Source organism: Agrobacterium sp. rho-13.3, assembly GCF_033957765.2.
Classification (GTDB): Bacteria; Pseudomonadota; Alphaproteobacteria; order Rhizobiales; family Rhizobiaceae; genus Agrobacterium.
The window spans coordinates 2,562,698-2,588,263 of the sequence record NZ_CP192774.1 but is presented as its reverse complement, the minus strand read 5'-3'; the positions used below and the strand labels follow the sequence as shown (position 1 = coordinate 2,588,263).

General features: G+C 58.2%; 25 protein-coding genes. 12 read left to right on the top strand and 13 right to left on the bottom strand.

The features are described 5' to 3' along the window. Window positions 1-197: 197 nt before the first annotated feature. Both RMR16_RS12650 and RMR16_RS12645 read left to right on the top strand, forming a co-directional pair. On the top strand, window positions 198-1,490 hold the full coding sequence (locus RMR16_RS12650) for an MFS transporter (protein WP_320201152.1): 1,293 nt from the start codon (window positions 198-200) through the stop codon (window positions 1,488-1,490). Between the two features lie 122 nt (window positions 1,491-1,612). Next, complete coding sequence (locus RMR16_RS12645) at window positions 1,613-2,128, top strand: nuclear transport factor 2 family protein (RefSeq protein ID WP_320201153.1); 516 nt, start codon at window positions 1,613-1,615, stop codon at window positions 2,126-2,128. Window position 2,129: 1 nt separating this feature from the next. Here RMR16_RS12645 and RMR16_RS12640 read toward each other — a convergent pair whose 3' ends face one another. The 3 genes from RMR16_RS12640 to rplS form a co-directional block, all read right to left on the bottom strand. Next, the gene (locus RMR16_RS12640; protein ID WP_320201154.1) at window positions 2,130-2,945 is read right to left on the bottom strand and encodes an amino acid ABC transporter permease; all 816 of its coding nucleotides are present in this window, start codon (window positions 2,943-2,945) and stop codon (window positions 2,130-2,132) included. Window positions 2,946-2,978: 33 nt separating this feature from the next. Next, complete coding sequence (locus RMR16_RS12635; RefSeq protein ID WP_320201155.1) at window positions 2,979-3,773, bottom strand: transporter substrate-binding domain-containing protein; 795 nt, start codon at window positions 3,771-3,773, stop codon at window positions 2,979-2,981. Window positions 3,774-4,616: 843 nt separating this feature from the next. Next, window positions 4,617-5,162: a 50S ribosomal protein L19 gene (gene rplS, locus RMR16_RS12630; RefSeq protein WP_320201156.1), complete on the bottom strand. Its 546-nt coding sequence runs from the start codon at window positions 5,160-5,162 to the stop codon at window positions 4,617-4,619. A 257-nt stretch (window positions 5,163-5,419) separates the two neighbouring features. Here rplS and RMR16_RS12625 point away from each other — a divergent pair, with 257 nt between their 5' ends. Next, complete coding sequence (locus RMR16_RS12625; protein WP_320201157.1) at window positions 5,420-6,166, top strand: sulfite exporter TauE/SafE family protein; 747 nt, start codon at window positions 5,420-5,422, stop codon at window positions 6,164-6,166. Here the strand turns inward: RMR16_RS12625 and trmD are convergent. From trmD to ffh, 5 genes are all read right to left on the bottom strand, one after another. Further along, a complete protein-coding gene (trmD, locus tag RMR16_RS12620) occupies window positions 6,148-6,849 on the bottom strand; it encodes a tRNA (guanosine(37)-N1)-methyltransferase TrmD (RefSeq protein WP_320201158.1) in 702 nt (233 codons plus the stop codon). The two genes, RMR16_RS12625 and trmD, sit on opposite strands and share 19 nt — an antisense overlap. 4 nt (window positions 6,850-6,853) lie before the next feature. Continuing rightward, window positions 6,854-7,429, bottom strand: a complete 576-nt coding sequence (rimM, locus tag RMR16_RS12615) for a ribosome maturation factor RimM (protein ID WP_320201159.1) — start codon at window positions 7,427-7,429, stop codon at window positions 6,854-6,856. 223 nt (window positions 7,430-7,652) lie between these two features. Then, on the bottom strand, window positions 7,653-8,030 hold the full coding sequence (rpsP, locus tag RMR16_RS12610) for a 30S ribosomal protein S16 (protein WP_320201160.1): 378 nt from the start codon (window positions 8,028-8,030) through the stop codon (window positions 7,653-7,655). Between the two features lie 34 nt (window positions 8,031-8,064). Continuing rightward, the gene (locus RMR16_RS12605; protein WP_320201161.1) at window positions 8,065-8,382 is read right to left on the bottom strand and encodes a chorismate mutase; all 318 of its coding nucleotides are present in this window, start codon (window positions 8,380-8,382) and stop codon (window positions 8,065-8,067) included. Window positions 8,383-8,390: 8 nt separating this feature from the next. Beyond that, window positions 8,391-9,971, bottom strand: coding sequence for a signal recognition particle protein (gene ffh, locus RMR16_RS12600; protein WP_320201162.1), 1,581 nt, complete (start codon window positions 9,969-9,971; stop codon window positions 8,391-8,393). A 336-nt stretch (window positions 9,972-10,307) separates the two neighbouring features. On the opposite strand from ffh, the gene RMR16_RS12595 reads away from it, so the two are divergent. From RMR16_RS12595 to RMR16_RS12560, 8 genes are all read left to right on the top strand, one after another. After that, a complete protein-coding gene (locus RMR16_RS12595; protein WP_320201179.1) occupies window positions 10,308-11,378 on the top strand; it encodes an MBL fold metallo-hydrolase in 1,071 nt (356 codons plus the stop codon). 753 nt (window positions 11,379-12,131) lie between these two features. Next, window positions 12,132-12,755 carry a hypothetical protein gene (locus RMR16_RS12590; RefSeq protein WP_432353715.1) on the top strand — a complete coding sequence of 208 codons (624 nt, stop codon included), beginning with the start codon at window positions 12,132-12,134 and terminating at the stop codon, window positions 12,753-12,755. A gap of 259 nt (window positions 12,756-13,014) precedes the next feature. Continuing rightward, window positions 13,015-13,953 (top strand): IS110 family transposase, encoded by a 939-nt coding sequence (locus RMR16_RS12585; protein WP_320202252.1) that lies wholly within the window; start codon window positions 13,015-13,017, stop codon window positions 13,951-13,953. A 416-nt stretch (window positions 13,954-14,369) separates the two neighbouring features. Further along, complete coding sequence (gene dapF / locus RMR16_RS12580) at window positions 14,370-15,272, top strand: diaminopimelate epimerase (protein WP_320201341.1); 903 nt, start codon at window positions 14,370-14,372, stop codon at window positions 15,270-15,272. Then, window positions 15,269-16,543: a tRNA (N(6)-L-threonylcarbamoyladenosine(37)-C(2))-methylthiotransferase MtaB gene (mtaB, locus tag RMR16_RS12575; protein ID WP_320201342.1), complete on the top strand. Its 1,275-nt coding sequence runs from the start codon at window positions 15,269-15,271 to the stop codon at window positions 16,541-16,543. The genes dapF and mtaB overlap by 4 nt, the downstream gene beginning before the upstream one ends. A gap of 20 nt (window positions 16,544-16,563) precedes the next feature. Next, window positions 16,564-18,006: a signal recognition particle-docking protein FtsY gene (ftsY, locus tag RMR16_RS12570; RefSeq protein WP_320201343.1), complete on the top strand. Its 1,443-nt coding sequence runs from the start codon at window positions 16,564-16,566 to the stop codon at window positions 18,004-18,006. 2 nt (window positions 18,007-18,008) lie between these two features. Further along, entirely contained in the window at window positions 18,009-18,659 is a 651-nt protein-coding gene (locus RMR16_RS12565) for a septation protein A (protein ID WP_320201344.1), read from the top strand. After that, entirely contained in the window at window positions 18,656-19,252 is a 597-nt protein-coding gene (locus RMR16_RS12560) for a DUF2585 domain-containing protein (protein WP_320201345.1), read from the top strand. The genes RMR16_RS12565 and RMR16_RS12560 overlap by 4 nt, the downstream gene beginning before the upstream one ends. 6 nt (window positions 19,253-19,258) lie before the next feature. On the opposite strand, the gene RMR16_RS12555 is transcribed toward RMR16_RS12560, so the two are convergent. From RMR16_RS12555 to ccmA, 5 genes are all read right to left on the bottom strand, one after another. Continuing rightward, on the bottom strand, window positions 19,259-19,861 hold the full coding sequence (locus RMR16_RS12555; RefSeq protein WP_320201346.1) for a DsbE family thiol:disulfide interchange protein: 603 nt from the start codon (window positions 19,859-19,861) through the stop codon (window positions 19,259-19,261). After that, window positions 19,858-20,034, bottom strand: coding sequence for a heme exporter protein CcmD (ccmD, locus tag RMR16_RS12550; RefSeq protein ID WP_320201347.1), 177 nt, complete (start codon window positions 20,032-20,034; stop codon window positions 19,858-19,860). The genes RMR16_RS12555 and ccmD overlap by 4 nt, the downstream gene beginning before the upstream one ends. Beyond that, complete coding sequence (locus RMR16_RS12545; RefSeq protein ID WP_320201348.1) at window positions 20,031-20,813, bottom strand: heme ABC transporter permease; 783 nt, start codon at window positions 20,811-20,813, stop codon at window positions 20,031-20,033. The genes ccmD and RMR16_RS12545 overlap by 4 nt, the downstream gene beginning before the upstream one ends. A gap of 45 nt (window positions 20,814-20,858) precedes the next feature. Beyond that, window positions 20,859-21,518, bottom strand: coding sequence for a heme exporter protein CcmB (gene ccmB, locus RMR16_RS12540; RefSeq protein ID WP_320201349.1), 660 nt, complete (start codon window positions 21,516-21,518; stop codon window positions 20,859-20,861). 232 nt (window positions 21,519-21,750) lie between these two features. Beyond that, entirely contained in the window at window positions 21,751-22,392 is a 642-nt protein-coding gene (gene ccmA / locus RMR16_RS12535; RefSeq protein ID WP_320201350.1) for a heme ABC exporter ATP-binding protein CcmA, read from the bottom strand. A 288-nt stretch (window positions 22,393-22,680) separates the two neighbouring features. Between ccmA and acnA the strand changes: the two genes are divergently transcribed. After that, complete coding sequence (gene acnA, locus RMR16_RS12530; protein WP_320201351.1) at window positions 22,681-25,374, top strand: aconitate hydratase AcnA; 2,694 nt, start codon at window positions 22,681-22,683, stop codon at window positions 25,372-25,374. Window positions 25,375-25,566 lie beyond the last annotated feature (192 nt).

The window sequence follows — 25,566 nt, the reverse complement described above, 5'->3', positions numbered from 1 at the left end:
CCCTTTCGTTTGCCAATTTTGTGTGCATTGCAACATGGATCGCCGTTCTTTTGCTGCAATGTGGATAAAATCCCCGTCTTGCGCGTTAAGATGGCGAAGACTTGGAAATATTATGGCGTCGTAACGTCTGCGTGAATTTCCGGTCCTTTTTTTGTACTCAGTCTGTGCCTCGGTGCAACTGACAGGGAGGATACGTTTTGGTATCTGAAAAAGCACTCATTTCAAAAATCACATGGCGGTTGATGCCCTTCCTCGGGCTTCTGTACCTCATTGCCTATATCGACCGGCAAAATGTCAGCTATGCCAAGCTGCAAATGGTCGGCGATCTGGGCCTCACCGAATATGCCTATGGTCTGGGCGCATCGCTGTTCTTCATCGGCTATTTCATCTTCGAAGTGCCCAGCAACCTGTTGCTGACCCGCTTTGGCGCCAGCCGCTGGTTTGCCCGCATTATCATTTCCTGGGGTCTGGTCACCATCGCGCTGGCCTATACCAGCAGCCCGACGATGTTTTATATCCTGCGCTTCCTGCTGGGTGTGTGTGAAGCTGGCTTCTTCCCCGGTGTTCTCTACCTTCTGACGTTGTGGTTCCCGCGCGATTACCGCGCCCGCATGGTTGGCCTGTTCATGATTTTCAGCGCGCTTGCCAACGCCATCGGCGCTCCCTTGGGCGGCATGTTGCTCGATCTGGATGGTCTGTTGGGCTATCAGGGTTGGGAATGGGTCTTCCTCGCCACCGGCATTCCTGCCGTCATCGCCGGTATCGTCACCATCTTCTATCTGGATGACACGCCAGACAAGGCCAAGTTCCTGACGCAAGATGAGAAGGATTGGCTGAAAAAGCGCATCGCCTCTGAAAATTCCGGCATGGAAGACAATGCCGATGACGGTTTCCGGGCGCTGATCAATCCGCGCGTTTTGTTCATGTCGCTCTGCTTCGTCGGCTTCCCGCTGGCGGCTTATGGTCTGAGCTACTGGCTGCCCACCATCGTCAAAAGCTTCGGCGTATCCAACACGATGAACGGCTTCATCAACATCATTCCTTGGATTGCCGTTGCCATCGCGCTTTATGTGGTTCCTTCGGCGGCAGACCGTTCGCAGAACAAGATCCCGTTCATCGTCGGCCCTGCCTTCGTTGGCGCATTCTGCCTATTGATGTCGGCGCTGGTAACTGGCCCGGTCTTGCAGTTCACCTTCCTCTGCATTGCAGCGGCAGGCATCTTTGCCGGTCAGCCGGTGTTCTGGAGCCTGCCCGGTCGCTTCCTTAAGGGTGCCGGTGCGGCAGCCGGTCTTGCGGCCATCAACTCGGTCGGTAATCTCGGCGGCTTCATCGCCCAGAACGTCGTTCCGTGGATCAAGGACCAGACGGGAAGCACCATCGCGCCGATGTTCTTCCTGGCCGCCTGCCTTGCCGTGGCCGGTGTGCTGGTCATCATCGCCGGTCGCATGATTGCGACCCAGGCGAAAAAGCACGCGGGTGCCAACGCCTGATCGAACAATTCGCCGCTGGTTCCCTTTGCGTAACCAGCGGCGGAAAACCTGCCTTCTTTCAGGTCCGTTCTCCACTGCCTATGTTGCGCGTGTCCACCGCCCGCATCATCAAGGAGACCGTCATGACCCGCCTCTTCAAAAACATCGTGCTTGGCGTAGCGCTGGCTTTACCCGCATGGCCACTCACCAGCCTGACTGCACACGCGCAGGAGGCCGTGGTCAAGGCGGCGGATGTCGAAGCGCTCTTCACCAGTCCCGATCCGAAACTGCACGCCAACAAGCAGGTCACCTACAAGATCATCCGCGATCTTCTGGAAGCAGGCCATTGGGATAAGGCCGATCAATATCTGACCGAACGTTATATCCAGCATAATCCCAACGCCGCATCGGGTCGCGATGGCGTGGTGACTTATTTCACCAAGGTTTTGAAGGTGCAGCCAAAGCCCATTCCGGAAAAGACCAGTTCGCCCGTGGTTTTTGTATCCGCAGAGGGTGATCTCGTCACTGTCGGCTCCGTGCGTCAATATAAGGATCCGAAAGATCCATTAAAGACCTACACCACGACATGGTACGACACATGGCGCTTTGTGGATGGTAAGGCAGACGAGCATTGGGACTCAGCCCTCAAGGCGCAATGATTTAACCGCGAGGACTGCGCCGCAGGGATTTTTCCACGCGGCGCAACACCAGTGAAAGCCCCAGCGTCAGGATCAGGTAGATGTAGGCGACGATGGAATAGGTTTCGAAAAACCGGAACGAACCCGCCGCATAGACCTTGCCGAGCTGCGTGATATCCATCACCCCCAGAACCGACACCAGCGAGCTGTCCTTCACCATCGATACGAAATCATTGGACAGCGGCGGAAAGATCGTACGGATCGCCTGCGGAAAAACCACCAGCCGAAACCGCTGAACGCGGTTAAGCCCAAGCGCTTTTGCCGCTTCAACCTGCCCCTGATCCACAGCTTCGATACCGGCGCGAAAGATTTCAGCAATGAATGCAGCGTAACAGATGGTCAGCGCCAGAATGGCCCGCCATGTCAGCGAAAAATCCCGCACTTGCATCGCGTCAACCCATCCGGCTTGCACGAGTGGCGTTATCATCCAGTTGAACAGGCTGACGATAACAGGCGCGCCAACAAAGGCAATGTAGAACAGCACCACCAGAATGGGGATGCCGCGCACTGTTTCAATGTAAAAGCGGGCGCCTTGGCGCAGCATGATATTGTCCGCCATGCCCAGCACCGCAATCGCCAGGCCCCACAGCGATGCCAGCACAAAAGCCACCAGCGTGACGAACACCGTCATGCCAATGCCCTTGATGACGATGTTGAACACCTGCGCATAGATGTCGTTGACGGCAATCACCACGGCCAGCACAAGGCCGATGATGACAAGCGCCACCAGCCACCACGGAAAATCATCCGTGGTTGAATGCCGTGGCCGGGCGCTCACGCAGCCATCTTTCTATGAGAGAGAAGCACCGGCTTATTGGCCAAGCTTATAGTCCAGAAACCACGTCTTTTCGAGTGCGGTCAACGTGCCATCCGCTTTCAGCGCGGCAATGGCGGCGTTGATTGGGGCAACCAGATCAGACCCTTTCTTGAAGATAAAGCCGAAATCATCACCGCCTAAAGGCGCGCCGATCAGCTTCAGCTTGCCCTCGGATGCGTCCACATAACCCTTGCCTGCCACGCCATCGGTCAACACCAGATCGACATCGCCGGCTCTCAGCGCCTGCACGGTCGCACCAAAGGTTTCCATCAGCTTCACGCGCGGGTTCTGTTCATTGCCATCCAGAATTTCATAGATGGCGGTGTAGAACGGTGCGGTGCCAGCCTGTGCGCCAACAAAACCCTTCTCGAAAGCACCAAAGCTTTTGGCATCGGTAAAGCGGGTCTCATCGGCCCGCACCAGCATGAACATTTCCGAGTGCATGTAGGAATCGGAAAAATCCACCTTCGCCTTGCGCTCTTCCTTGATGCTGATGCCGGTCATGCCGATGTCGTATTGCCCATCGGACACGGCCTGGATCATCGCATCCCAGGATGTGTTCTGATACTCGACCTTGAAGTTTAGCCGCTTGGCAATCTCGCCCATCGCATCATATTCCCAGCCAATCGCATTGCCGGATTTGGGATCGACGAACTGCAATGGCGGATAGGCATTTTCCGTCACCACCACAACCGTGCGGCCCTTTAGGTCCGGCAGATCGGCGGAGAATGCGAGAACGGGTGAAAAGATCGTGGCGGCAATGGCGACAAAAAACGAGCGTCGGAACAATTTGGCTTCTCCTGCTGGCAACACAGGAAAATGACATGGTTTGAAGCTTTAGGGCAAGAGGTAGATGCAAGGGGAAACCACACCCTCCCGCCTCAGGATGAGGGCCGCTACCGTTGCGGCCAGGGGTGTCCACGCTCCAAATACAAAAGGTGGCCTATGCCCTCTCGACGTCATCCTCGGGCTTGTCCCGAGGATCTAATCACGTCGCCAAAATTTCGACGTAGCAGATGCTCGAGACAGGCCCGAGCATGACGGACATGGGCGTGGCTCACCGCCACCAAGCTCAGGATCAGGCATGGCGGCGGCACCGTGCATTCCTCTCCGCTCGCTCCCGCCTCAGGATGAGAGCCGCTACCGTTGCGGCCAGGGGTGTCCACGCTCCAAATACAAAAGGTGGCCCTATGCCTTCTCGACGTCATCCTCGGGCTTGTCCCGAGGATCTGATCACGTCGCCAAAATTTCGACGTAGCAGATGCTCGGGACAAGCCCGAGCATGACCGACACGGGTGTGGCTCCGCCACCAAGCTCAGGATCAGGCATGGGGGCGGCACCGTGCATTCCTCTCCGCTTGCTCCGCCCTCATGCTGAGGTGGGAGCAAAGCGACCCTCGAAGCAGCCGTTGGTTGGCGCACTGCGTCACGCACCCTAGTCCTTCGAGGGTCGCGTCGCTCCCGCCTCTCCTTCGACAAGCTCAGGATGATGGATGAGGGATACTACCGTTGCAGCGATAGCTGTCCACCAACGCTATGACGTTACATCCGGGCGAACGCCATCCCCCAAAACACGCAATAAAAAAGGCGGCCCGAAGACCGCCTTTCTCAAAATTCCCGGTGAGGGAAAATCTTATTCAGCTGTGCCTTCAGCGGCCTTTGCAGCGGCTGCTTCTTCAGCGGCCTGGGCTGCTGCGGCTTCTGCTGCTGCCTTTTCGGCGGCCAGTGCCTGTGCTGCTGCTACTTTTTCAGCTTCCAGACGCGCCTTTTCCTGGGCAGCGGCTGTGCGCTCGGATTCGTTCAGCTTGCGTGCGCGAACGCCCGTGTCTTCAACGATACGAGCAGACTTACCGCGACGGTCGCGCAGGTAGTACAGCTTGGCGCGACGGACCTTACCGCGGCGAACGATCTCAACGCCTTCAACCAGCGGAGAGTAAACCGGGAATACGCGCTCGACGCCTTCGCCGTAGGAGATTTTGCGAACGGTGAAGCTCTCGTTGATGCCGCCGCCGGAACGGGCGATAACGACGCCTTCGTAAGCCTGTACACGGGTACGTGTACCTTCCGTAACGCGCACGTTTACGCGAACGGTGTCACCTGGAGAAAATTCTGGAAGCGTACGCTTTGCTTCAATCTTGGCAGCCTGTTCGGCTTCCAGCTGTTCGATAATGTTGGTCATATTAACCTCTGATTTCTTCTGAAACAGCCAGAGCGCTCAACTGTCATCCCTTGGACCTTGCCTTGGGACCATGCCTTGCGGCAGGAGCGGGTTCACCATTCTTTGCTTACGGTTAAAGGGGTAAACCCCAATTCCACGCGGGGGCATACATCAAGTTTCACAATTTGTCATCCCTTGCGCCGCATTATTTTGCGGTGAGACGACCAATTGCCGGAAATCTTTTCTGCGGATATGGAATGACAACCTCGGGAGGGTCCATGTCCATATTCATCATCATGCTGCTGTTGACCAGCGGCTTTTTATCCGGTGCCGTCAATGCCATTGCCGGCGGCGGCACATTCCTGACCTTTGGGGCGATGACCATCGCAGGCATCGCGCCCATTTCCGCCAACGCCACATCCTCCATCGTGCAGTTTCCCGGCTACGTCACCTCGGTCATCGCCTACTGGCCGGAAATTCGCGCCCACTGGAAAGGTGCCGTGTTCCTGTCGGTGCTGTCCATCCTCGGCTCGACGGCGGGTGCGCTGCTACTGCTGTCGCTCGACAACCCCTCCTTCCGCCAACTCGTGCCGTGGCTGCTTTTAGCGGCGACACTGCTGTTTGCCGCCGGTCCCTGGCTGCGCCCACGCTCCAGCGCGGACCATCCCACCAGCAATGTCGCAAGCCTCATCGGCCAGTTCTTCACGTCGATCTACGGCGGATTTTTCGGTGCGGGAATGGGCATCATGATGCTGGCCGTCTTGGGTCTCACCGCTGGCGGCACCTATCACCACCTCAATGCGTTGAAAAACCTGCTGGCAGTGGTCATCGCCGCCGTCGCCATCGTCGTGTTTGTCGGCGGCGGTGTTGTGGCGTGGCCAGCGGCACTCATCATGATCCCCGCGTCCGCCGTGGGCGGGTATTGCGGCGTCTATCTGGCGCGGCGCGTGCCGCAATGGCTCATCCGCACGATGGTGATCGCTGTGGGTCTATTGCTGACGGTCTATTATTTCGTCACGTCCTGAGACGGCTTTGCCAGCAGGTCGGGGCGGCGTTCCTTCGTCAGCTTGACCGCCTGCTCATGTCGCCATTTTTCGATGAGCTTGTGATTGCCAGAGGTCAGAACCTCTGGAATATCGCGGTCTTCCCACACCTGCGGGCGGGTATAATGCGGGTGCTCCAGCAGCCCACCCTCAAAGCTCTCATGCACGCCGGAAAGATCATTGCCCATCACACCGGGCAGAATCCGCACCACGGCATCCAGCAACGTCAGCGCCGCCGGTTCACCACCGGACAGAATATAATCGCCAATGCAGACCTCTTCGAGATTGCGGGCGTCGATCACCCGCTGGTCCACACCCTCGAAGCGCCCACAGATGATGATCACGCCATCACCCGCCGCCAGTTCGCGCGCACGGTCCTGCGTCAAGGGCTTGCCCCGCGGGCTCATCAACAGGCGCGGGCGGGTGTCATTCTCCGAAACATGATCGATAGCGCGCGCCAGCACATCCGGCCTCAGCACCATGCCTGCGCCACCACCGGCGGGCGTGTCATCCACGCTGCGGTGTTTGTCGGTCGCAAAGTCGCGGATCTGCACCGGCTCGATTGCCCACTGGCCGCGCTCCAGCGCCTTGCCTGCGAGGGAATGACCCAGATGCCCCGGAAACATTTCCGGGTACAGTGTCAGCACGGTTGCCTTGAAGCTCATCGGCTTATTTCTTGCTCTTGCCGAAAATCGGATGATCCGGGTCGTCCTTGCCGTCTTCGGGATTGTCGATCAGGCCAGCGGCAAACGGATCGATCAGGATTTTTCCGCCTTCAAGATCGATTTCCAGAACCGCCGCTTCGGAAAACGGAATCAGCGCCGGGCGACGTCCCGCACCCTTTAATTCCAGCAGGTCGCCCGCGCCAAAATCATGGACGGCGCTGACGGAGCCATAGCTTTTGCCCTCGGCGTCGACGGCTTCCAGCCCTTCCAGATCGGTATAATAAAACTCGTCCTCTTCCAGCTCTTCGTCCGGCAGATTGTCGCGCTCTACGAAAAGCTCCAGGCCGTTCAGAGCCTCAGCCGCATTGCGGTCGTTGACGCCGCGAAAGCGCACGATCACCACCGTCTTGGCTTCGCGAATTTCAAGAATCTCGAACACCCGGCCATCGGCGGCAATCAGATTGCCATATTCGCCCAGCGCGGTTGGATCATCCGTGTAGGAACTCACCCGCACTTCGCCACGCAGGCCTTGCGCCGCGCCGATCTTGGCCATGAGGATAGGGTGTTCCAGCTTTGCCATCGGTCGTCCGCTTTCCGGTGTTTGTCGTCTAAAACTTTGTACGCTTGTTATAGTCTAGAGCATTTCCGCCTTTCTTCGAAACGCGAAAACGCTCTCGCTATTTGTTTTAACGCATTCTCCGAACGCAAAACCGCTTCGCACTTTTGCTGGAAATGCTCTCAATAAACATAAAACGGGCGGCGCGGAATCCACGCCACCCGTTTCATATGGTCGCTAACTGAAATTATTCAGCAGCAGATGCTTCTGCGGCAGCAGCAGCGGCGTCATCAATCTTCTGCTGCTTCTCGGCAATGCGCTCAACAGCCTTCTTGCCTGGCTTTGCCTTTTCAGGGTTGCTGCGGGCGTCGCGTGTTGCAATGCCAGCTTCTGCGAGGAAGCGCAGAACGCGGTCTGTTGGCTGTGCGCCCTTGGCAATCCATTCCTTGACGAGATCAGCGTTGATCTGGATGCGATCAGCGTTGTCCTTGGCAAGCATTGGGTTCCAGGCGCCAACTTTCTCGAGGAAGCGGCCGTCGCGTGGCGAACGGGCGTCAGCAACAACGATCTGGTAGTAAGGGCGCTTCTTGGAACCACCGCGGGCGAGACGAATTTTCAGTGCCATGTTGTATTCTCCTTAAGAATGGTTTGTCCGCCGATCAGGCGGTTTTTTCTGTGCCGTTGTGTTCAGCGGCAATGGCTTCATGATGCCGGATGACTTCCTTGATGATGAAGTTCAGAAACTTCTCAGCAAAATCCGGGTCCAGATTGGCGTCCTTTGCCAGATGGCGCAGGCGTTCGATCTGGTATTCTTCGCGCGCCGGGTCTGCCGGCGGCAATTCGTATTTGGCTTTCAAAACCCCAACCGCCTTGGTGCGCTGGAACCGTTCTGCAAGCATATGCACCAGTGCCGCATCGATGTTGTCGATGGACTGGCGATATTGGGATAGCTGGGCTTTTACATCTGCGTCGGTCATGGTTGCCCTCACTTCTTCTTGCCAAAACCTGGCAGACCAGGAAGTCCACCGAGACCCGGCAGCTTAGGTCCGCCCAGGCCGGGCAAACCCGGCAATCCACCCGGAAGCCCACCAAGACCCGGAGGCATACCGCCCGGCTTGCCAAGACCAGCAGCCTCGGCTTGCTTTTGAAGCGCCTCAAGCTGCTTGGGGTCCATGTTTGCGAGGTCGGGCATTCCACCCATTCCGCCACCAAGGCCCATCTTGCCCGCAAGGCCGCCCATCATCTGTTTCATGATGCCGCCCTTGCCCTTGCCGCCCATGGCTTTCATCATGTCGGCCATGCCACGGTGCATTTTCAGCAGCTTGTTGATTTCGGCGGCATCCGTGCCGGAACCGGCAGCGATGCGCTTCTTGCGGCTGTGCTTGAGCATATCCGGGTTGGCGCGCTCGGCCTTGGTCATCGAGGAAATGATGGCAATCTGACGGTCGAACATCTTGTCGTTCAGACCGGATGCCGCCATCTTGTCCTTCATGCCGGACATACCGGGCATCAGACCCATAATGCCGCCCATGCCGCCCATTTTTTTCATCTGGCCAAGCTGGTCTGCCAGATCGTTCAGATCGAACTTGCCCGACTGCAATTTCTTGGCCATCGCGGCGGCTTTTTCCGCATCGATGTTTTCGGCAGCTTTTTCGACCAGCGAAACAATGTCGCCCATGCCGAGAATACGGTCGGCGATACGGCGTGGATGAAACTCATCCAGCTCGCCCATGCGCTCGCCGGTACCGATCAGCTTGATCGGCTTGCCGGTCACGGCACGCATGGAAAGGGCTGCACCGCCACGGCCATCGCCGTCCATACGGGTCAGGACAAGGCCGGTAATGCCCACGCGCTCATCGAAGTTGCGGGCCAGATTGACGGCGTCCTGACCGGTCAGCGAATCCGCGACCAGAAGGATTTCGTGCGGATTGGCCTTTTTCTTGATGTCGGCCATTTCCAGCATCAACGGCTCGTCGATGTGGGTACGACCGGCGGTGTCGAGGATCACGACATCATGGCCACCGAGCTTGGCAGCCTGCACGGCGCGCGACGCGATATCGGTGGGAGACTGTCCGGCGATGATCGGCAGCGTATCGACGCCGGTTTGAACGCCGAGCTGGCGCAACTGCTCCTGCGCTGCCGGACGCCGCGTGTCGAGAGATGCCATCAGCACCTTCTTCTTGTCGCGGTCTGTCAGGCGCTTGGCAATCTTGCCGGTGGTCGTTGTTTTACCCGAACCCTGCAAACCCACCATCATGATGACGACGGGCGCCGCGGCGTGAAGATCGATGGAGACGCCTTCCGAACCCAGCATCTCGACAAGTTCGTCATGAACGATCTTGACGACCATCTGGCCGGGCTTGATGGATTTCAGAACGGAAGCGCCAACGGCCTTCTCACGCACCTTGTCGGTGAAGGAGCGAACGACTTCCAGCGCGACGTCGGCTTCCAGAAGCGCACGGCGTACCTCGCGCAAGGCCGCCGTCACATCGGCTTCCGAAAGCGCGCCACGGCCGGTCAGTCCATTCAAAATGGAGCCAAGGCGGTCCTGGAGGTTTTCAAACATCGCTTCTTCCTTCTTCGTTTCGGGGTTCCCGAAACGTCGGTGCTTTTGCTGTCAAAAACAAGACGCCCGAGAACGGGCATAGCCAAAAAGCACCCGAGGGCGCATTGCGCTGTCGGATGTTTGCCTCCGGGATCTCTTTATACCTTGCGGGTCCCGGTCGGCGGCTGCGGTCATGAAACTGCCAGCTGATCGGCGCGGGTTAACAGCAAAACCTCGCATGAGTCAAGGCAAAGCGCCATTTTTCACGAAAGTGCGCCGGCTGACGTCTTCGTGAAAATAGCCCCAACGACAAAGTGCCCGCTTGAACGCGCCATGCCGCACTCTTATAGCTTTACCATGAACAGGCGCAAATTTTTCAAATTGTCGTTTCTCGGTGCACTTCTGGCGGGTGGCGGTCTTTATGCGCGCCAGTCCAATGCCAGCGCCTATTATAAAGGTCCGCTTTCGGACCATTTCGATGGCGTGCGCTTCTTCAATCCGGGTGGCGAAACACCCGGCGGTTTTCTCGATTTGATGAAGTGGCGTTTCAACGGCGAAAAAGCCACATGGCCAGATGCCTATCCCAGCCCTTTTCCATTCGTCAAACCGGGTGAACGGGTCAACGGCACGGACCTGCGCGTCACCTTCGTCGGCCACGCCTCGTTCCTCATCCAGACGGCGGGCCTCAATATCCTGATCGATCCGGTGTGGTCGGAGCGCACCAGCCCTTTCAGCTTTGCCGGACCCAAACGCGTCAACCCGCCCGGCATCCAGTTCAACGATTTGCCGCCCATCGATCTCGTGCTGGTCACGCACAATCATTATGACCATCTGGATATGGAAACGCTGCACCAGCTTCACATCGCCCATAAGCCGCATTTCATCACGCCTTTGGGCAATGACGCCATCATTCGTACCCGTGTCCAGGCCGCCAAAATTTCGACGGGCGATTGGGGCGATGCGCTGTCCGTCAGCCCTGACGTGAAAATCCATTTCGAACCCTGCCATCACTGGTCGGCCCGTGGCGTCAACGACCGGCGCATGGCACTCTGGGCCGCCTTCGTCATCGAAACGCCGGGTGGCAAAATCTACCACATCGGCGACACCGGTTTCCACAGCGGCCTCAACTACCACGCCGCCGCCAAAAAACACGGCCCCTTCCGCCTCGCCAACCTGCCCTTCGGCGCCTACGAGCCCCGCTGGTTCATGAAAGGCCAGCACCAGAACCCGGCAGAAGCGGTGGAAGGCATGAAAATCTCCGGCGCCGCTTACGCCTGCGGCCACCATTGGGGCACCGTGCAACTCACCGACGAGGCGATTGACGCACCGATTGTTGCGTTGAAAGCGGCATTGGTGGAGCAGGGTGTCGCCGAGGGGCGGTTCCGCCCAATGCGCCCGAGTGAAGTGTTCGATGTGCCATCGGTTTGAGTTTGTTTGTAGTCGGAGTGCGTGGCCGGATGCTTTGAGGCTCGCTCCGCTCCCACATCCTTCGACAAGCTCAGGATGAGGTTGGAGGGTGTGGCTTTGGTGGACTGTAATCGCCGAGCCAATGTGTAACGGCAGCACCCCTCATCCATCATCCTGAGCTTGTCGAAGGAGAGGCGGGAGCAAAGCGACCCTCGAAGGACGAGGGATGCGGAACGCATACGTCAACCAACGGCTGCTTCGAGGCTCTGGCTTCGCCTGCGCACCTCAGCATGAGGGCGGAGGATTTGGCGAGGAGTGGGACGTAATAGCGAGGGTGCGGCCAAGGGTGCTATGGCAGCATCCCTCATCCCTCATCCATCATCCTGAGCTTGTCGAAGGAGAGGCGGGAGCGAAGCGACCCTCGAAGGACGAGGGATGCGGGCGACATGCGCCAACCAACCGATGCTTCGAGGCTTTGCCCTCCGGCCAAAGCACCTCAGCATGAGGATGGAGGGTAAGGCACGCCCATCAAAATTCCCACTGTCACAAAAATATAAAATAAAATCAATGCTTTATAAGATAAAACCACGTAATATGAAATTTTCGCAACTTTCTCCACACGCTCCAAACCTGAGAGATAATACCCCCGTTCCGCCCTCGGATACACCGCAAGGCGTTGCGGCGAGGCGGGATCGGTGCTGGCGGTGAAGGGGTTACGCAAACCTTCACCGCCGGGGCCGGGCAGCAAATCCCCCCGGCGGCAACGGGAGGAGGATGACGCCGGTTGCGGACCGGCTGGCGTTATCGTCCCGATGCCCGAAAGGCTTAACCGCCGCCGGGTGTACCGACAGCTCATCGTCTTGTGGTCGAACGCGACCATCGGGTGAGAGGCGAAAGTCAGGCGGTACACAGGAACACGCTGCATCTGCCCCGCACCGTAGCGATACGGCGCGGACGGATCGCGAGGACGACCCGCAGCCGTTGGTGCAGCGGGACGTCTTTGCGAAAAACGGATCGATCCTCCCGCCCCTTGATTATCGGCGCGGGAGCAAATCGAAGGCAGATGGGGCCGAACTGGCAGGCGGTGTTCTGGAAACAGGATATTGCCACCCGGATGGGAAGGGTTGGACCTTGATCATGTCCGACCGGTTCTCCGGCAAGGTTTTCCCTTCGCCCTCCGGGATTGCCAGCCATGGCAAGTGGATTGCTGTCCGGCAACAACAGCCGAGCGGGGCGCTGAGAGGTGCCATTCTTGAACTACCCAACGAGGCAACTTTCTGCGCCCCGTCCGACATACCATGGCCGACCAGGCGATGGACACTGAATGAAGATCACACCACGGGCAGACGCTGCCGCGTGAACGGCGAAGCTTGGGTACGAGTTGGCTGGGATTTTTGAGGATTGGATTTGCGGTTGAGCGTGTTGCCGGATGCTTCGAGGGCGCTGCGCGCCACCTTGTATAAGAAAACCGTTGTAACATAGCCTCGCACTGAGGGGGCGGCCGCTTCCTGGGTGCGGCTGGTTTCGGATCGTTGCCACCTTAGCCTTCAGGGCTGTTGCTGAGCCGGATCGGACTGGCCTTTTCCCACAGGACCCGAATGGTTGTCTGAACTTTAGGTTCGCATGAACGCAAGGCGGGGTCGACGGAGAGGATCGCATGATCATGAAACATTCTGGTATCGACGTTTCCAAGAACAGACTGGATATTGCAATCGAAGGCATGAAAGCGGTGTTGAGCGAGAGCAATGACAGTGCCGGTCACCAGCGGCTGATTGACCGTTTCGCCAGCGAAGGCGTCACACGCATCGGCCTTGAGGCCAGCGGCAATTATGAGGCAGCGGCTGTTGCTGCCCTGCGAAGGGCGGGCTTTACCGTGCTTGTCCTTGATCCGCGCCAGATCCACGGCTTTCGCAAATTCCGCAATGGCAAGGCCAAGACCGACCGAATCGATGCCCAGCTCATTCTGGCTGCCGTCAGCCTCCTGGCTCCCGACCGTCAGGCACCGGACCCGCGCATGCCGTCGTTTGCAGAGGATCTGACCATGATCGAGCAGATTGCCGAGGATATTTGCCGTCTCAAAACACGGCGCGAGCGTTACAGTGCAAAGGCCAATCTGCAGCTCATCGATGACAATATCAAGCGGCTGGTCAAGCTCAAGGTCAAGCGGATGGCGCACCTGACCAAACGGCTGAAAGCCCATCCCGATCTGGCTGAAAAGCTGGACCTGCTGCAAAGCATCCCCACGATCGGACCGGCAACGGCGGTGACCTTCATCATCCGCATGCCCGAGCTCGGCCATCTCAGCCGAGCCGAGGCTGCAGCCCTTGTCGGCGTTGCGCCCTACAACAAGGACAGCGGCGCGTCCTCGTCCGACAGGCATATTGCCGGAGGGCGCGTGCGGCTGCGCAAGGTCGTCTTCATGGCCGCCTTCTCCGGCAGCCAGAAACACAATCCGGCCCTGCGCATTCTTTACAGGCGCCTCATCGATGCCGGCAAGAGCCACAAGGTCGCCGTGATTGCCTGCGCCAGAAAGCTCGTCCACTTCGCAAACGCTGTCCTCGCAAGACGCAAGCCGTGGACCGAAATTCCCCAATGACAGACAAACTTTGTCTCATGGTTGCTCAGCATGAGGGTGGTGGGTGTGGCAGGGAGTAAGACGTAACGCCGGAGGGTGGGGCTAAGGGCGCAACGGTAGCATCCCTCATCCTGACGTGCCCCGTATGGGCCTCGAAGGACGAGGGGTGCGGGACGCGTGCGCCAACCATCGGATGCTTCGAGGCTTTGCCCTTCGGCCAAAGCACCTCAGCATGAGGATGGAGCAAGTGGCGAGGAGTGGGCCAGTAAAGGATGGAGGGGGCGAGCTTGCTCCAAGGCCGGCCAATCTTGCAAGCCAGCAACACGCGCCGCTTCACTCTCCCCCTCACCCAACACTGGTAATTCGCCAACATTTCCGCCATATAGAGGCAAATGCGGCAGCGCGGCTGCGTATCAATCTCAAACAGGTTCAGGGTCATGACGAATACGGTCGAATTTGCAAAGATGAACGGGCTTGGAAACAAGATTCTCGTTGTCGATATGCGCGGCCGCAAAGACATGGTGACACCATCAGCTGCCATAGCGCTCAATGCCGATCCGCAGACCGCGTTCGATCAGATCATGGCGATCCACGATCCGCGTGCTGCGGGCACCGACGCCTATATCGATATTCTCAACTGCGATGGTTCCAAGGCGCAGGCCTGCGGCAATGGTACGCGCTGCGTGGTGCAGGCTCTGTCCTCCGAAACCGGCAAAAAGGCCTTCACCTTCCAGACCGTGGCCGGCATTCTGAACGCTACCGAACATGAAGACGGCATGATTTCGGTCGATATGGGTCAGCCACAGTTCGGCTGGAAAAACATTCCTCTATCTGAAGAATTCCACGATACCAGCCGCATCGAATTGCAGATCGGGCCGATCGACAATCCCATCCTGCATTCGCCTGCCGTGATGTCGATTGGCAATCCCCATGCGGTGTTCTGGGTGGACGGCGATCCGATGGAGTTCGATCTGGAGCGCTTCGGGCCGCTGCTTGAGAACCACCCGATGTTCCCGGAAAAGGCCAATATCACGCTGGCGCAGGTCATCTCCGAAAGCGCCTTGCGGACCCGCACGTTCGAGCGTGGCGCGGGGTTGACGCTGGCCTGCGGTTCCGCCGCTTGCGCCGCCGCCGTATCGGCTGCACGCACGGGTCGCACAGGCCGCACGGTGAGCATCGATGTCGCCTCCAGCCCGGTTCGCATTCCGCTGACCATCGAATGGCGCGAGGATAATCACGTCATCATGACCGGCCCGGCCGCATGGGAATGGGCTGGCGCCGTCGATCCTGTCACCGGCACCTGGTCTCGTGATGCGGCCCCAGAAAAGGCGGCATTATGAGCGGCGTCGAAGTCATAACCTTCGGCTGTCGCCTCAACACCTACGAATCGGAAGTTATGCGGGCCGAGGCCGAAAAGGCGGGGCTGAACAATGCCGTGCTGGTCAACACCTGCGCCGTGACAGGCGAGGCGGTGCGCCAGGCGCGCCACGCGATCCGCAAGGCACGCCGCGATAATCCGCACGCCCGCATCATCGTCACCGGCTGCGCCGCGCAGACGGAAAAGCAGACCTTTGCCGAAATGCCGGAAGTGGACGTGGTGCTGGGCAATGAGGAGAAGCTGAAAAGCGCCTCCTATCGCGCTTTGCCGGATTTCGGCGTGTCTGCGGAAGAAAAGCTGCGCGTCAACGATATCATGAGCATCAAGGCCACCGCGCCGCAGATGATCAAGCACATCGATGGCCGCGTGCGCGCCTTCATCCAGGTGCAGAACGGCTGCGACCACCGCTGCACCTTCTGCATCATTCCTTATGGTCGCGGCAATTCCCGCTCCGTGCCCATGGGTGCCGTGGTGGAGCAGGCCCGTAAGCTGACGGACAGCGGTTATTGCGAAATCGTGCTGACCGGCGTGGATGCCACCAGCTACGGCGCGGATTTGCCGGGTGAACCATCACTGGGATATCTGGCCAAGACGCTGCTGAAACAGGTGCCGGAAATTCTACGGCTGCGGCTGTCTTCCATCGACAGCATCGAAGCGGACAAGCACCTGATGGACCTGATTGCGGATGAGCCGCGCTTCATGCCGCATCTGCACCTGTCGCTGCAACATGGTGATGACATGATCCTGAAAAGGATGAAGCGGCGCCATTCCAGAGCCGATGCTATCCAGTTCTGTCATGAGGTGAAGGCGCTGCGACCCGATATGATTTTCGGTGCGGATATGATCGCCGGGTTCCCGACGGAAACCGAAGAGATGTTCGAGAACGCCGCAACGCTTGCGGAAGAATGCGGCATTTCCAGCCTGCATGTTTTCCCTTACAGCCCGCGTCCCGGCACACCCGCCGCCCGTATGCCGCAGCTTGATCGCGGCCTCGTCAAAGAGCGGGCCGCACGGCTACGGCAACGCGGCGAGATTTTGCGGCTTTCCCATCTCGACAGCATGGTCGGCAGTCAGCAAACCATTCTGGTTGAGAATAACGGCTTTGCCCACACGAACAATTTCACGCTTGTTGCCGCCCCTGATCTTGCGCCACGCACACTTGCGCAGGTTGTGATTACGGGCCACAACGGAAAACACTTGGAAATGCAATGTCTGGCAGCGCAAGCGGCCTGATTTAAACATACGGAACAGTCATGGCCCTTGGCTTCATCAAAAAAGTCTTCTCGTTCGGCAAGGATAAGGCCGCAACGGACAAAGCCGAAGCGAATGGGCCGGACAGTGATTCCGGTCTTGAAAAGAGCATCGAAAACCCGACGTCGTTTGAAGATATATTGATCGAAGCCGAGGCCCATGCGCCAACGGTGGAAGATCCGGTTTCCGATGTGGAAATGGAAACTGCGGGTGGCCCCGCACCGGACGCTTTGGACGATGAAGAGGCTTTGGACGATGACGCTGCGCTTCTGCCGGGGGCAGAGCAGGTGGGCGATATCGGCATGGTGCCGCTTTCGCTGTTGCAGGCGGAAGCCGCAGCTGAAGACGAAACGGCCCCCGCCGTTGAAGAGCTGATTGCAATCGATGCGCCGCTTGATGAAGCAGCCATGGATGAATTGCTGGACGAGGCAGAATCGGCGACGATTGCTGAACCCGTCGTCGCAGCACTGCCAAAAGGCTTCTCCTCTGCCAGCGATCGTGTGGCGCCTGTCGAGGTTGCACCGCAGCCGACACTCACATGGTTTCAGCGCCTGCGCGCCGGTCTGGCCCGCACCTCATCGCAACTGACCAACCAGATTTCCGCTCTGTTCACCAAGCGCAAGCTGGATGAGGATACGCTGGATGAGCTGGAAGACCTGCTGATCCAGTCCGATCTCGGCGTCGAAACCGCCATGCGCATCACCGGTGCGCTGTCGTCTGAACGGTACGGCAAGGATGTCAGCGGCGAAGACGTGGCCCGCATCATGGCGGGTGAAATCACCAAGGTTCTGGCACCGGTCGCCAAGCCATTGGAACTCGACCTTAGCCACAAGCCGCATGTCATTCTCGTCGTCGGCGTCAATGGCACCGGCAAAACGACGACCATAGGCAAGCTGGCAGCAAAGCTGTCCGGTTCCGGCCTGAAGGTGATGCTGGCGGCGGGCGATACGTTCCGCGCTGCGGCCATCGAGCAGTTGAAAATCTGGGCGGATCGCACCGGTTCGGAATTCATCGGTACCAAGCTCGGCGCGGATGCGGCGGGTCTGGCTTATGACGCTTACGAGCAGGCACTGGCGAAAAAGAGCGATGTTCTGATCATCGATACGGCTGGTCGTTTGCAGAACAAGACCGAGTTGATGGCCGAGCTGGAAAAGATCGTGCGCGTGCTGGGCAAGCTCGACCCGGATGCACCGCATACTGTCTTGCAGACGCTGGATGCGACGACCGGCCAGAACGCGCTCAATCAGGTGGAGATTTTCCGCAACGTGGCGGGGGTTTCCGGCCTGATTATGACAAAATTGGATGGCACGGCACGCGGCGGTATTCTCGTTGCCATTGCTGCCAAACATAAGCTGCCGGTGTATTTCATCGGCGTGGGCGAAGGCGTGGACGATCTGGAGCCGTTCGAGGCGGAAGATTTCGCCAATGCGATTGCAGGAGTTTGAGTATGGACGTGGAAAGCAACCAGCGCGAAAGCGAAAAGATGGTGCGGGAAATCAGCCCGCTGTTGAAATTCGTGCTGGAACTCGGGCCGCTGGTGGTGTTTTTCTTCGCCAATTCCCGTGGGGAATGGCTGGCGGAAAAACTGCCCGTCCTGCATGAATTCGGCGGCCCGATTTTCATCGCCACCGGCCTGTTTATGATCGCCACGGCGCTGGCGCTCACCGTCTCGTGGATATTGACCCGCACCCTGCCGATGATGCCGCTGATATCAGGCATCGTCGTTTTGGTCTTCGGCGCGCTGACGCTCTATTTGCAGAACGATACCTTTATCAAGATGAAGCCCACCATCGTCAACGCGCTGTTCGGTGCCATCCTGCTTGGCGGCTTGCTGTTCGGCCAGTCGCTGCTCGGCTATGTCTTCAATTCCGCATTCAAGCTGACGGATGAGGGCTGGCGCAAGCTGACGCTACGCTGGGGCGTATTTTTCCTGTTTCTGGCGGTGTTGAACGAAGTCGTCTGGCGCAACTTCACGACCGATCAATGGGTGGCTTTCAAGGTCTGGGGCACCATGCCCATCACCGTCATCTTCACCATGGCGCAAATGCCGCTCATCATGCGTCATTCGATTGAGCCGTTGATCAAGGAAAAGAAATGACCCTTGCCGAGATGCCTGCTTCGCGTTCGTCCTCATTGAAATGGTTCGGCGTCGCGGCTGCACTGCTTCTCGCGCAAATCGTCATTCTGCATTTTATGGGCCGGATTCCGATCTGCGAATGCGGCTATATCAAGCTGTTCGAACCGGGCGTCAACACGCCGGGCAATTCGCAGCATCTGGCGGACTGGTACACACCGTCGCACATCATCCATGGCTTCCTGTTTTATGGGCTGGCATGGCTGTTGTTTCGCAAACAGCCTTTGTCCATGCGGCTTTCCTTTGCCGTGCTGATTGAAGCGGCGTGGGAAATTCTCGAAAATTCGCCCATCATCATCGACCGCTACCGCACCGCCACCATGGCGCTGGGTTATAATGGCGACAGCATTTTGAACTCGGCCATGGACACGATTTTCATGGCGCTGGGTTTCCTGTTCGCTGCCCGCGTACCACTCTGGCTGACAATCACGATTGCCATTGTGTTCGAGCTTTTCACCGGCTGGCTGATCCGCGATAATCTGACATTGAACGTGCTGATGCTGGTCTCGCCCATCGACGCGGTCAAGGAATGGCAGAACGCACTGCCGACACCGTAACGGTCCTCAGTCTCCGGCGAGGGCTTTCTCGATGGCCGGAATCATGTCCCGCTGGTAGGTCAAGGTATCGATTGGCCCGACCTTTTTGTAGATGATCGTGCCATCTGCGCCGACGAGGTAGGTTTCGGGGATACCATAGACACCCCAATCGATGGCGGCTTTGCCGTTCGGATCGATGCCGACGGCGTCGTAGGGATTTCCGAGTTCACCGAGAAACCGCAGGGCGTTGTCGGATTTATCCTTGTAATTAATACCCACCATATTGAGGCGCTCGTCCTTTGCCAGCTCCTTCAGCATAGGATGCTCCTGCCTGCACGGCACGCACCATGAGGCAAAGACGTTGACCAGTGTGACCTTGCCTTTGACGGCTTCATCCGTCAGCGCCGGAAGGCCGGACCCTTCAAGGGGTGGCAACGAAAGCGCCGGGGCTTTGGTGTTGATCAAGGCGGATGGAATGGCGCTGACATCCAGGCCGTTGACGTCTTGCTCATAGAGCATTTTCGCGGCAATGGCGGCAAAACCGCCGAATGCCAGCAAGGGCAGAAGCGCCAGAATATAACGCGCCTTTTTGCCCGATGCGGCGGGCGCGGCTTGGCTATCCTTGGTCATGCGGATGCTCCATCCGAAGTGGTGGAGCGCGCACGGCGGCGAATGCCGGAGGCTTCGAGTTCGGCCAGTTCACGTTTGCGGCCGCGACCATCCACCCAGATCCATGCGATCAGGATGGATACGATCAAACCCGTCAGTCCGTAGGACATGCCGATGTAAAAAGCGTGGCTCATGGTTTTGCGTCGTCCTTGCCAGTCGTATTGCCAGCCATGCGCGCGGCCAAACGGCGCTGGGCGGCAATGCGGCGGCGCCAGATTTCATTGCGCATGGCGGCGATATGCAGGGTGAAGAACAAGAGGGTGAAACCAATCGCCATGGTCAGCAAAGGCCAGAGAAATTCCGGCGCAATGGCCGGGCCATTCAGGCGTATGACACTGGCCGGCTGATGCAGCGTGTTCCACCACTCGACCGAAAACTTGATGATCGGGATGTTCACAAACCCAACGAGGATCAAAACCGCGCTGACGCGGGCTGCTTTGGAGGGATCGTCCATCGCTTTGTTGAAGGCGATGAGGCCGAGATACATCAGGAACAGGATGAACACCGAGGTCAGCCGTGCATCCCACACCCACCACGTTCCCCACATGGGTTTGCCCCAGAGGGAGCCGGTGACGAGGGCAATCAGCGTGAACGCGGCACCGATGGGGGCTGCGGATCTGTGGGCGACATCCGCCAAAGGGTGACGCCAGACCAGAGTTCCAATCGCCGAGACGGCCATCACCGTATAACACATCATCGACAGCCAGGCGGCGGGAACGTGCACATACATGATGCGAACAGTGTTGCCCTGCTGGTAATCGCCGTCGGTGGTGAAGGCCATATAGAGGCCAGCGATGAGACAGAGCGCGGACAACGCGGCCAGCCACGGCAAAAGCCGCGATGCCAATGCCAGAAACCGCGTGGGGTTGGCGAGATCGCTGAACTTGGTAATGGCAAGGCTCGTGTCGTTCATGGCGTCTTTCTACAACGGGTAAGAGGTTGTCGCAATTGATCCTTATCAATCCATGGAACTGCGCAATGCCAAAGCTGCGAAGAACGGACCGACGACAGATGAAAAGAGCGTGATCGCAATGAGAATCAGGAATGGTGGCATGAACGGGGCAGGGTCCTGCACGGCGGCATAAGATGCGCTGACCCCGAAAATCAACACCGGAATGGCCAGCGGCAGAACGAGGATAGACACCAGCAAGCCGCCACGGGGCAACGCCACCGCCACCGCCGCACCCACCGCGCCGATAAAGGTGAGCGCGGGTGAGCCGACCAGCAATGTCAGCATCACCGCACCGATAGCGACTTCGCTCATATTCATGAACAGGCCCAGCAGGGGCGAGGCGATGACCAATGGCAGGCTGGTTGCTGTCCAGTGCGCAATGCACTTTACGAAGATGGTGAGGACAAGCGGGTTTTCATGCATGAGAATAAGGTCGAGCGAACCGTCATCACGTTCCGCCTGAAACAACCGGTCGAGGCCGAGAAGGGCCGCGAGCAGAGCGCCGATCCAGACGATGGCGGGGCCGATGCGCGACAGCAGATTGAGATCGGGGCCGACACCGAAGGGGATGACGGCAACCACGGTCATGAAAAACAACACGCCGATGAGCGCGCCGCCGCCTGCGCGGATGGAGAGTTTGAGATCGCGGAGGAAGAGGGCGGTCATGATGTGCCGCCTTTTTGGGAGGTGGCGGAGATGGTTTGAGGGTGGTGGGGGTGGCTACCCCCCTCTGCCCTGCCGGGCATCTCCCCCACATGTGGGGAGATTGGCAGGGCGCGCGTCCATCGCTCCATTCTCAAGGTTCGAGATGGTCGAGAGTTTGCTACGAGTCGATCTCGCCACCTGTGGGGGAGATGCCCGGCAGGGCAGAGGGGGGCAGCGGCATACTCGACGTCAATCACCACGCTATCTCCACCCCAGCAAACCCTGTCATCCGCAATTCCTGCGCATTCTCCAGTCCCAGCGGCTGATGGGTCGCAGCAATCACAATCCCGCCCTTGGCAAGATGCGATGTGACCAACCCGGTAAACATCACGTCCGCACTGGCATCCAATGCCGCAGTTGGCTCATCCAAGATCCAGATCGGTCGCCATGCGACCAGCAGTTTGGCCATGGCGAATCGGCGTTGCTGGCCAGCGGATAAATAACCGAAAGGAAGATGCGTGATGCCGGACAGGCCGACCATGTCTGCGGCCTCTTCGATGCCAAATGACTTTCCGCCATTGAAATCGCCCAGAAAATCCCTCCAGAAACGGAGATTTTCCGCAACGGTCAGTTCCTGTTTCATGGCGTTGCGGTGGCCGAGATAATGGCTGGCTTCGGAGGGGCGGACATCTTTTTCGATGCCTTCGCCAGCGATTGTGATGGTTCCTGATTCGGACCGCAAAAGCCCGGCAATGACGCGCAACAGCGTGGATTTTCCCGACCCGTTCGGCCCCGTCAAAACCAGAGCTTGACCGCTTGTTAACTTGAGGGAAACATTCATGAATATTAAATCTTCGCCGCGTTTGGCGGAGAGATTTTCTGCTGTTAGCAGCATGGGTTCATCTCTTTTAAGATTTTAATCATCTCGATGGCAAAAAAATCGATTTAGGTCTTTTTCCGGTCTGGCACGTTTCCGAGAAATTATCTATATGGTGTCAACCACGCCAGCGGTCGGCGTGATCATCATATAGCGCCGAACCTGAAGGTTGCGAAAGCAGCCTCTCGTGCGGACAGCGGAAATGACCGTACCCGCATCCTGATGTGCACGAGTGCACATAATGTGCACCTGTGCACAGGGGTCTGCACGCGCGTGTTGGCTAGCAGAGGAAGCGGGGTTTTATCCGTGGCTAAATCTCTCGACAGTTTCAATTGTCGTTCGGTTCTTACCGTTGATGGTAAGGACTATATTTATTTCAGCCTGCCGAAAGCGGAAGCGAACGGCCTGACGGGCGTTTCAAAGCTCCCATATTCCATGAAGGTTCTGTTGGAGAACCTGCTGCGCTTTGAAGACGGCCAGACCGTTACCAAGGAGCACATTGTTGCCGTGGCAGAATGGCTGGACAACAAGGGTCTCGTCGAAAACGAAATCGCTTACCGCCCTGCCCGCGTTCTGATGCAGGACTTCACCGGCGTTCCAGCCGTTGTCGACCTTGCTGCCATGCGCGATGCGATGGTGGCACTGGGTGGCGATCCTGAAAAGATCAACCCGCTGGTTCCTGTCGATCTCGTCATCGACCACTCGGTGATCGTCGATGAATTCGGCACCCCGACAGCCTTTGCCCGCAACGTTGAGCTGGAATATCAGCGCAACGGCGAGCGTTACCGCTTCCTCAAGTGGGGCCAGCAGGCGTTCAAGAACTTCCGCGTTGTTCCTCCGGGCACCGGCATCTGTCACCAGGTGAACCTTGAATATCTTGGCCAGACCGTCTGGACCAAGGAAGAAGACGGCGAGACCATCGCTTATCCAGACACGTGCGTTGGCACGGACAGCCACACGACCATGATCAATGGTCTGGGCGTTCTGGGCTGGGGCGTTGGTGGTATCGAAGCCGAAGCGGCCATGCTTGGCCAGCCGGTGTCCATGCTTTTGCCAGAGGTTATCGGCTTCAAGCTGACCGGCAAGGTGAAGGAAGGCGTGACTGCCACCGACCTCGTGCTGACCGTTGTGCAGATGCTGCGCAAGAAGGGCGTTGTTTCCAAGTTCGTTGAATTCTTCGGCCCAGGCCTTGATTCGATGACACTGGCCGACCGCGCAACCATCGGCAACATGGGCCCGGAATACGGCGCGACCTGCGGCTTCTTCCCGGTTGACGGCGAAACCATCAACTACCTGACCATGTCTGGCCGCACCAAGGACCGTATCGCACTGGTCGAAGCCTATTCGAAGGCACAGGACATGTGGCGCACCGGCGACGGTTCCGATCTCGTGTTCACCGACACGCTGGAACTCGACCTCGGCGACGTCGTGCCATCCATGGCGGGTCCAAAGCGTCCGGAAGGCCGCTTGCCGCTGGAAACCATCGCACCGAACTTCGCGACGGCGCTTGAAAACGACTACAAGAAGCCCGGCCAGCTCAACACCCGTTATGCGGTTGAAGGCGAGGAGTTCGATCTCGGCCATGGCGACGTTGCCATTGCCGCCATCACATCCTGCACCAACACATCCAACCCATCGGTTCTGATTGCTGCGGGACTTCTGGCCCGCAACGCGGTTGCCAAGGGTCTGAAAACCGCCCCTTGGGTCAAGACATCGGTTGCTCCCGGCTCACAGGTCGTTGGTGAATATCTCACCAAGTCCGGTTTGCAGAAGGATCTCGATGCGCTCGGCTTCAACCTTGTTGGTTTTGGCTGCACGACCTGCATCGGTAACTCCGGTCCGTTGCCTGCGGCGATTTCCAAGACCATCAACGATAAGGGTCTGATCACGGCTGGCGTTCTGTCTGGCAACCGTAACTTCGAAGGCCGTATCTCGCCGGACGTTCAGGCGAACTACCTTGCTTCTCCGCCACTGGTTGTCGCTTACGCACTGGCCGGTACGGTTCAGAAGGATTTGACCACCGAGCCGCTTGGCATCGGTTCGGACGGACAGCCGGTGTTCCTCAAGGATATCTGGCCGACATCTGCCGAAATCCAGGAATTCATCCTGAAATACGTCACGCGTGAACTCTACGAGTCCAAATACGCAGACGTGTTCAAGGGCGATGAGAACTGGCAGGCCGTTCAGGTTCCTCCGGGCCAAACCTACGCATGGGACGACAAGTCCACCTATGTGCAGAACCCGCCTTACTTCGTGGGCATGGGCAAGACCGGCACGGGCTTGAAGAATATCAAGGGCGCGCGCGTTCTCGGTCTCTTCGGCGACAAGATCACCACCGACCATATTTCTCCGGCCGGTTCGATCAAGGCGGCGTCTCCTGCCGGTGCTTATCTCACCGACAATGGCGTGGCTGTGGCCGACTTCAACCAGTACGGCACACGCCGTGGCAACCACGAAGTGATGATGCGCGGCACGTTCGCCAACATCCGTATTCGCAACCACATGCTTGGGCCAAACGGCAAGGAAGGTGGTTACACCATCCACTATCCGTCCAAGGAAGAGCTGTCGATTTACGATGCGGCCATGGCCTACAAGGCTGAGGGCGTTCCGCTCGTCATCTTCGCAGGCGTGGAATACGGCAACGGCTCGTCCCGTGACTGGGCTGCCAAGGGTACAAACCTTCTCGGCGTCAAGGCTGTGATCGCGCAGTCGTTCGAGCGTATTCACCGCTCCAACCTCGTCGGCATGGGCATTGTTCCCTTCACCTTCGAAGACGGCACGACATGGGCAAGCCTCAATCTCAAGGGTGATGAAACCGTCGAGATCGATGGTCTCGAAGGCGACATCAAGCCACGCGAGAAGAAGATTGCCAAGGTCACCTACGGCGACGGCACCGTGAAGGAAATTCCACTCCTTTGCCGCATCGATACGCTGGACGAAGTGATCTACATGAACAACGGTGGCATTCTGCAAACCGTTCTTCGTGATCTGGCCGCTTAATCGTCGCGATCTCTGAATAGAAAAACGCCGGGAGCAATCCCGGCGTTTTTTCTTGAAATGATGCGGTAAAAGATGCCGTTGATCTTGTGATCGGCTCTCACCCCATCGTTACTTTCTATTGAAGGGACTTAGGCGTTATTTTCGGCCTTGCATCCCGGCTTATATTGATTGCATCAATGGTCTGGATAAGCG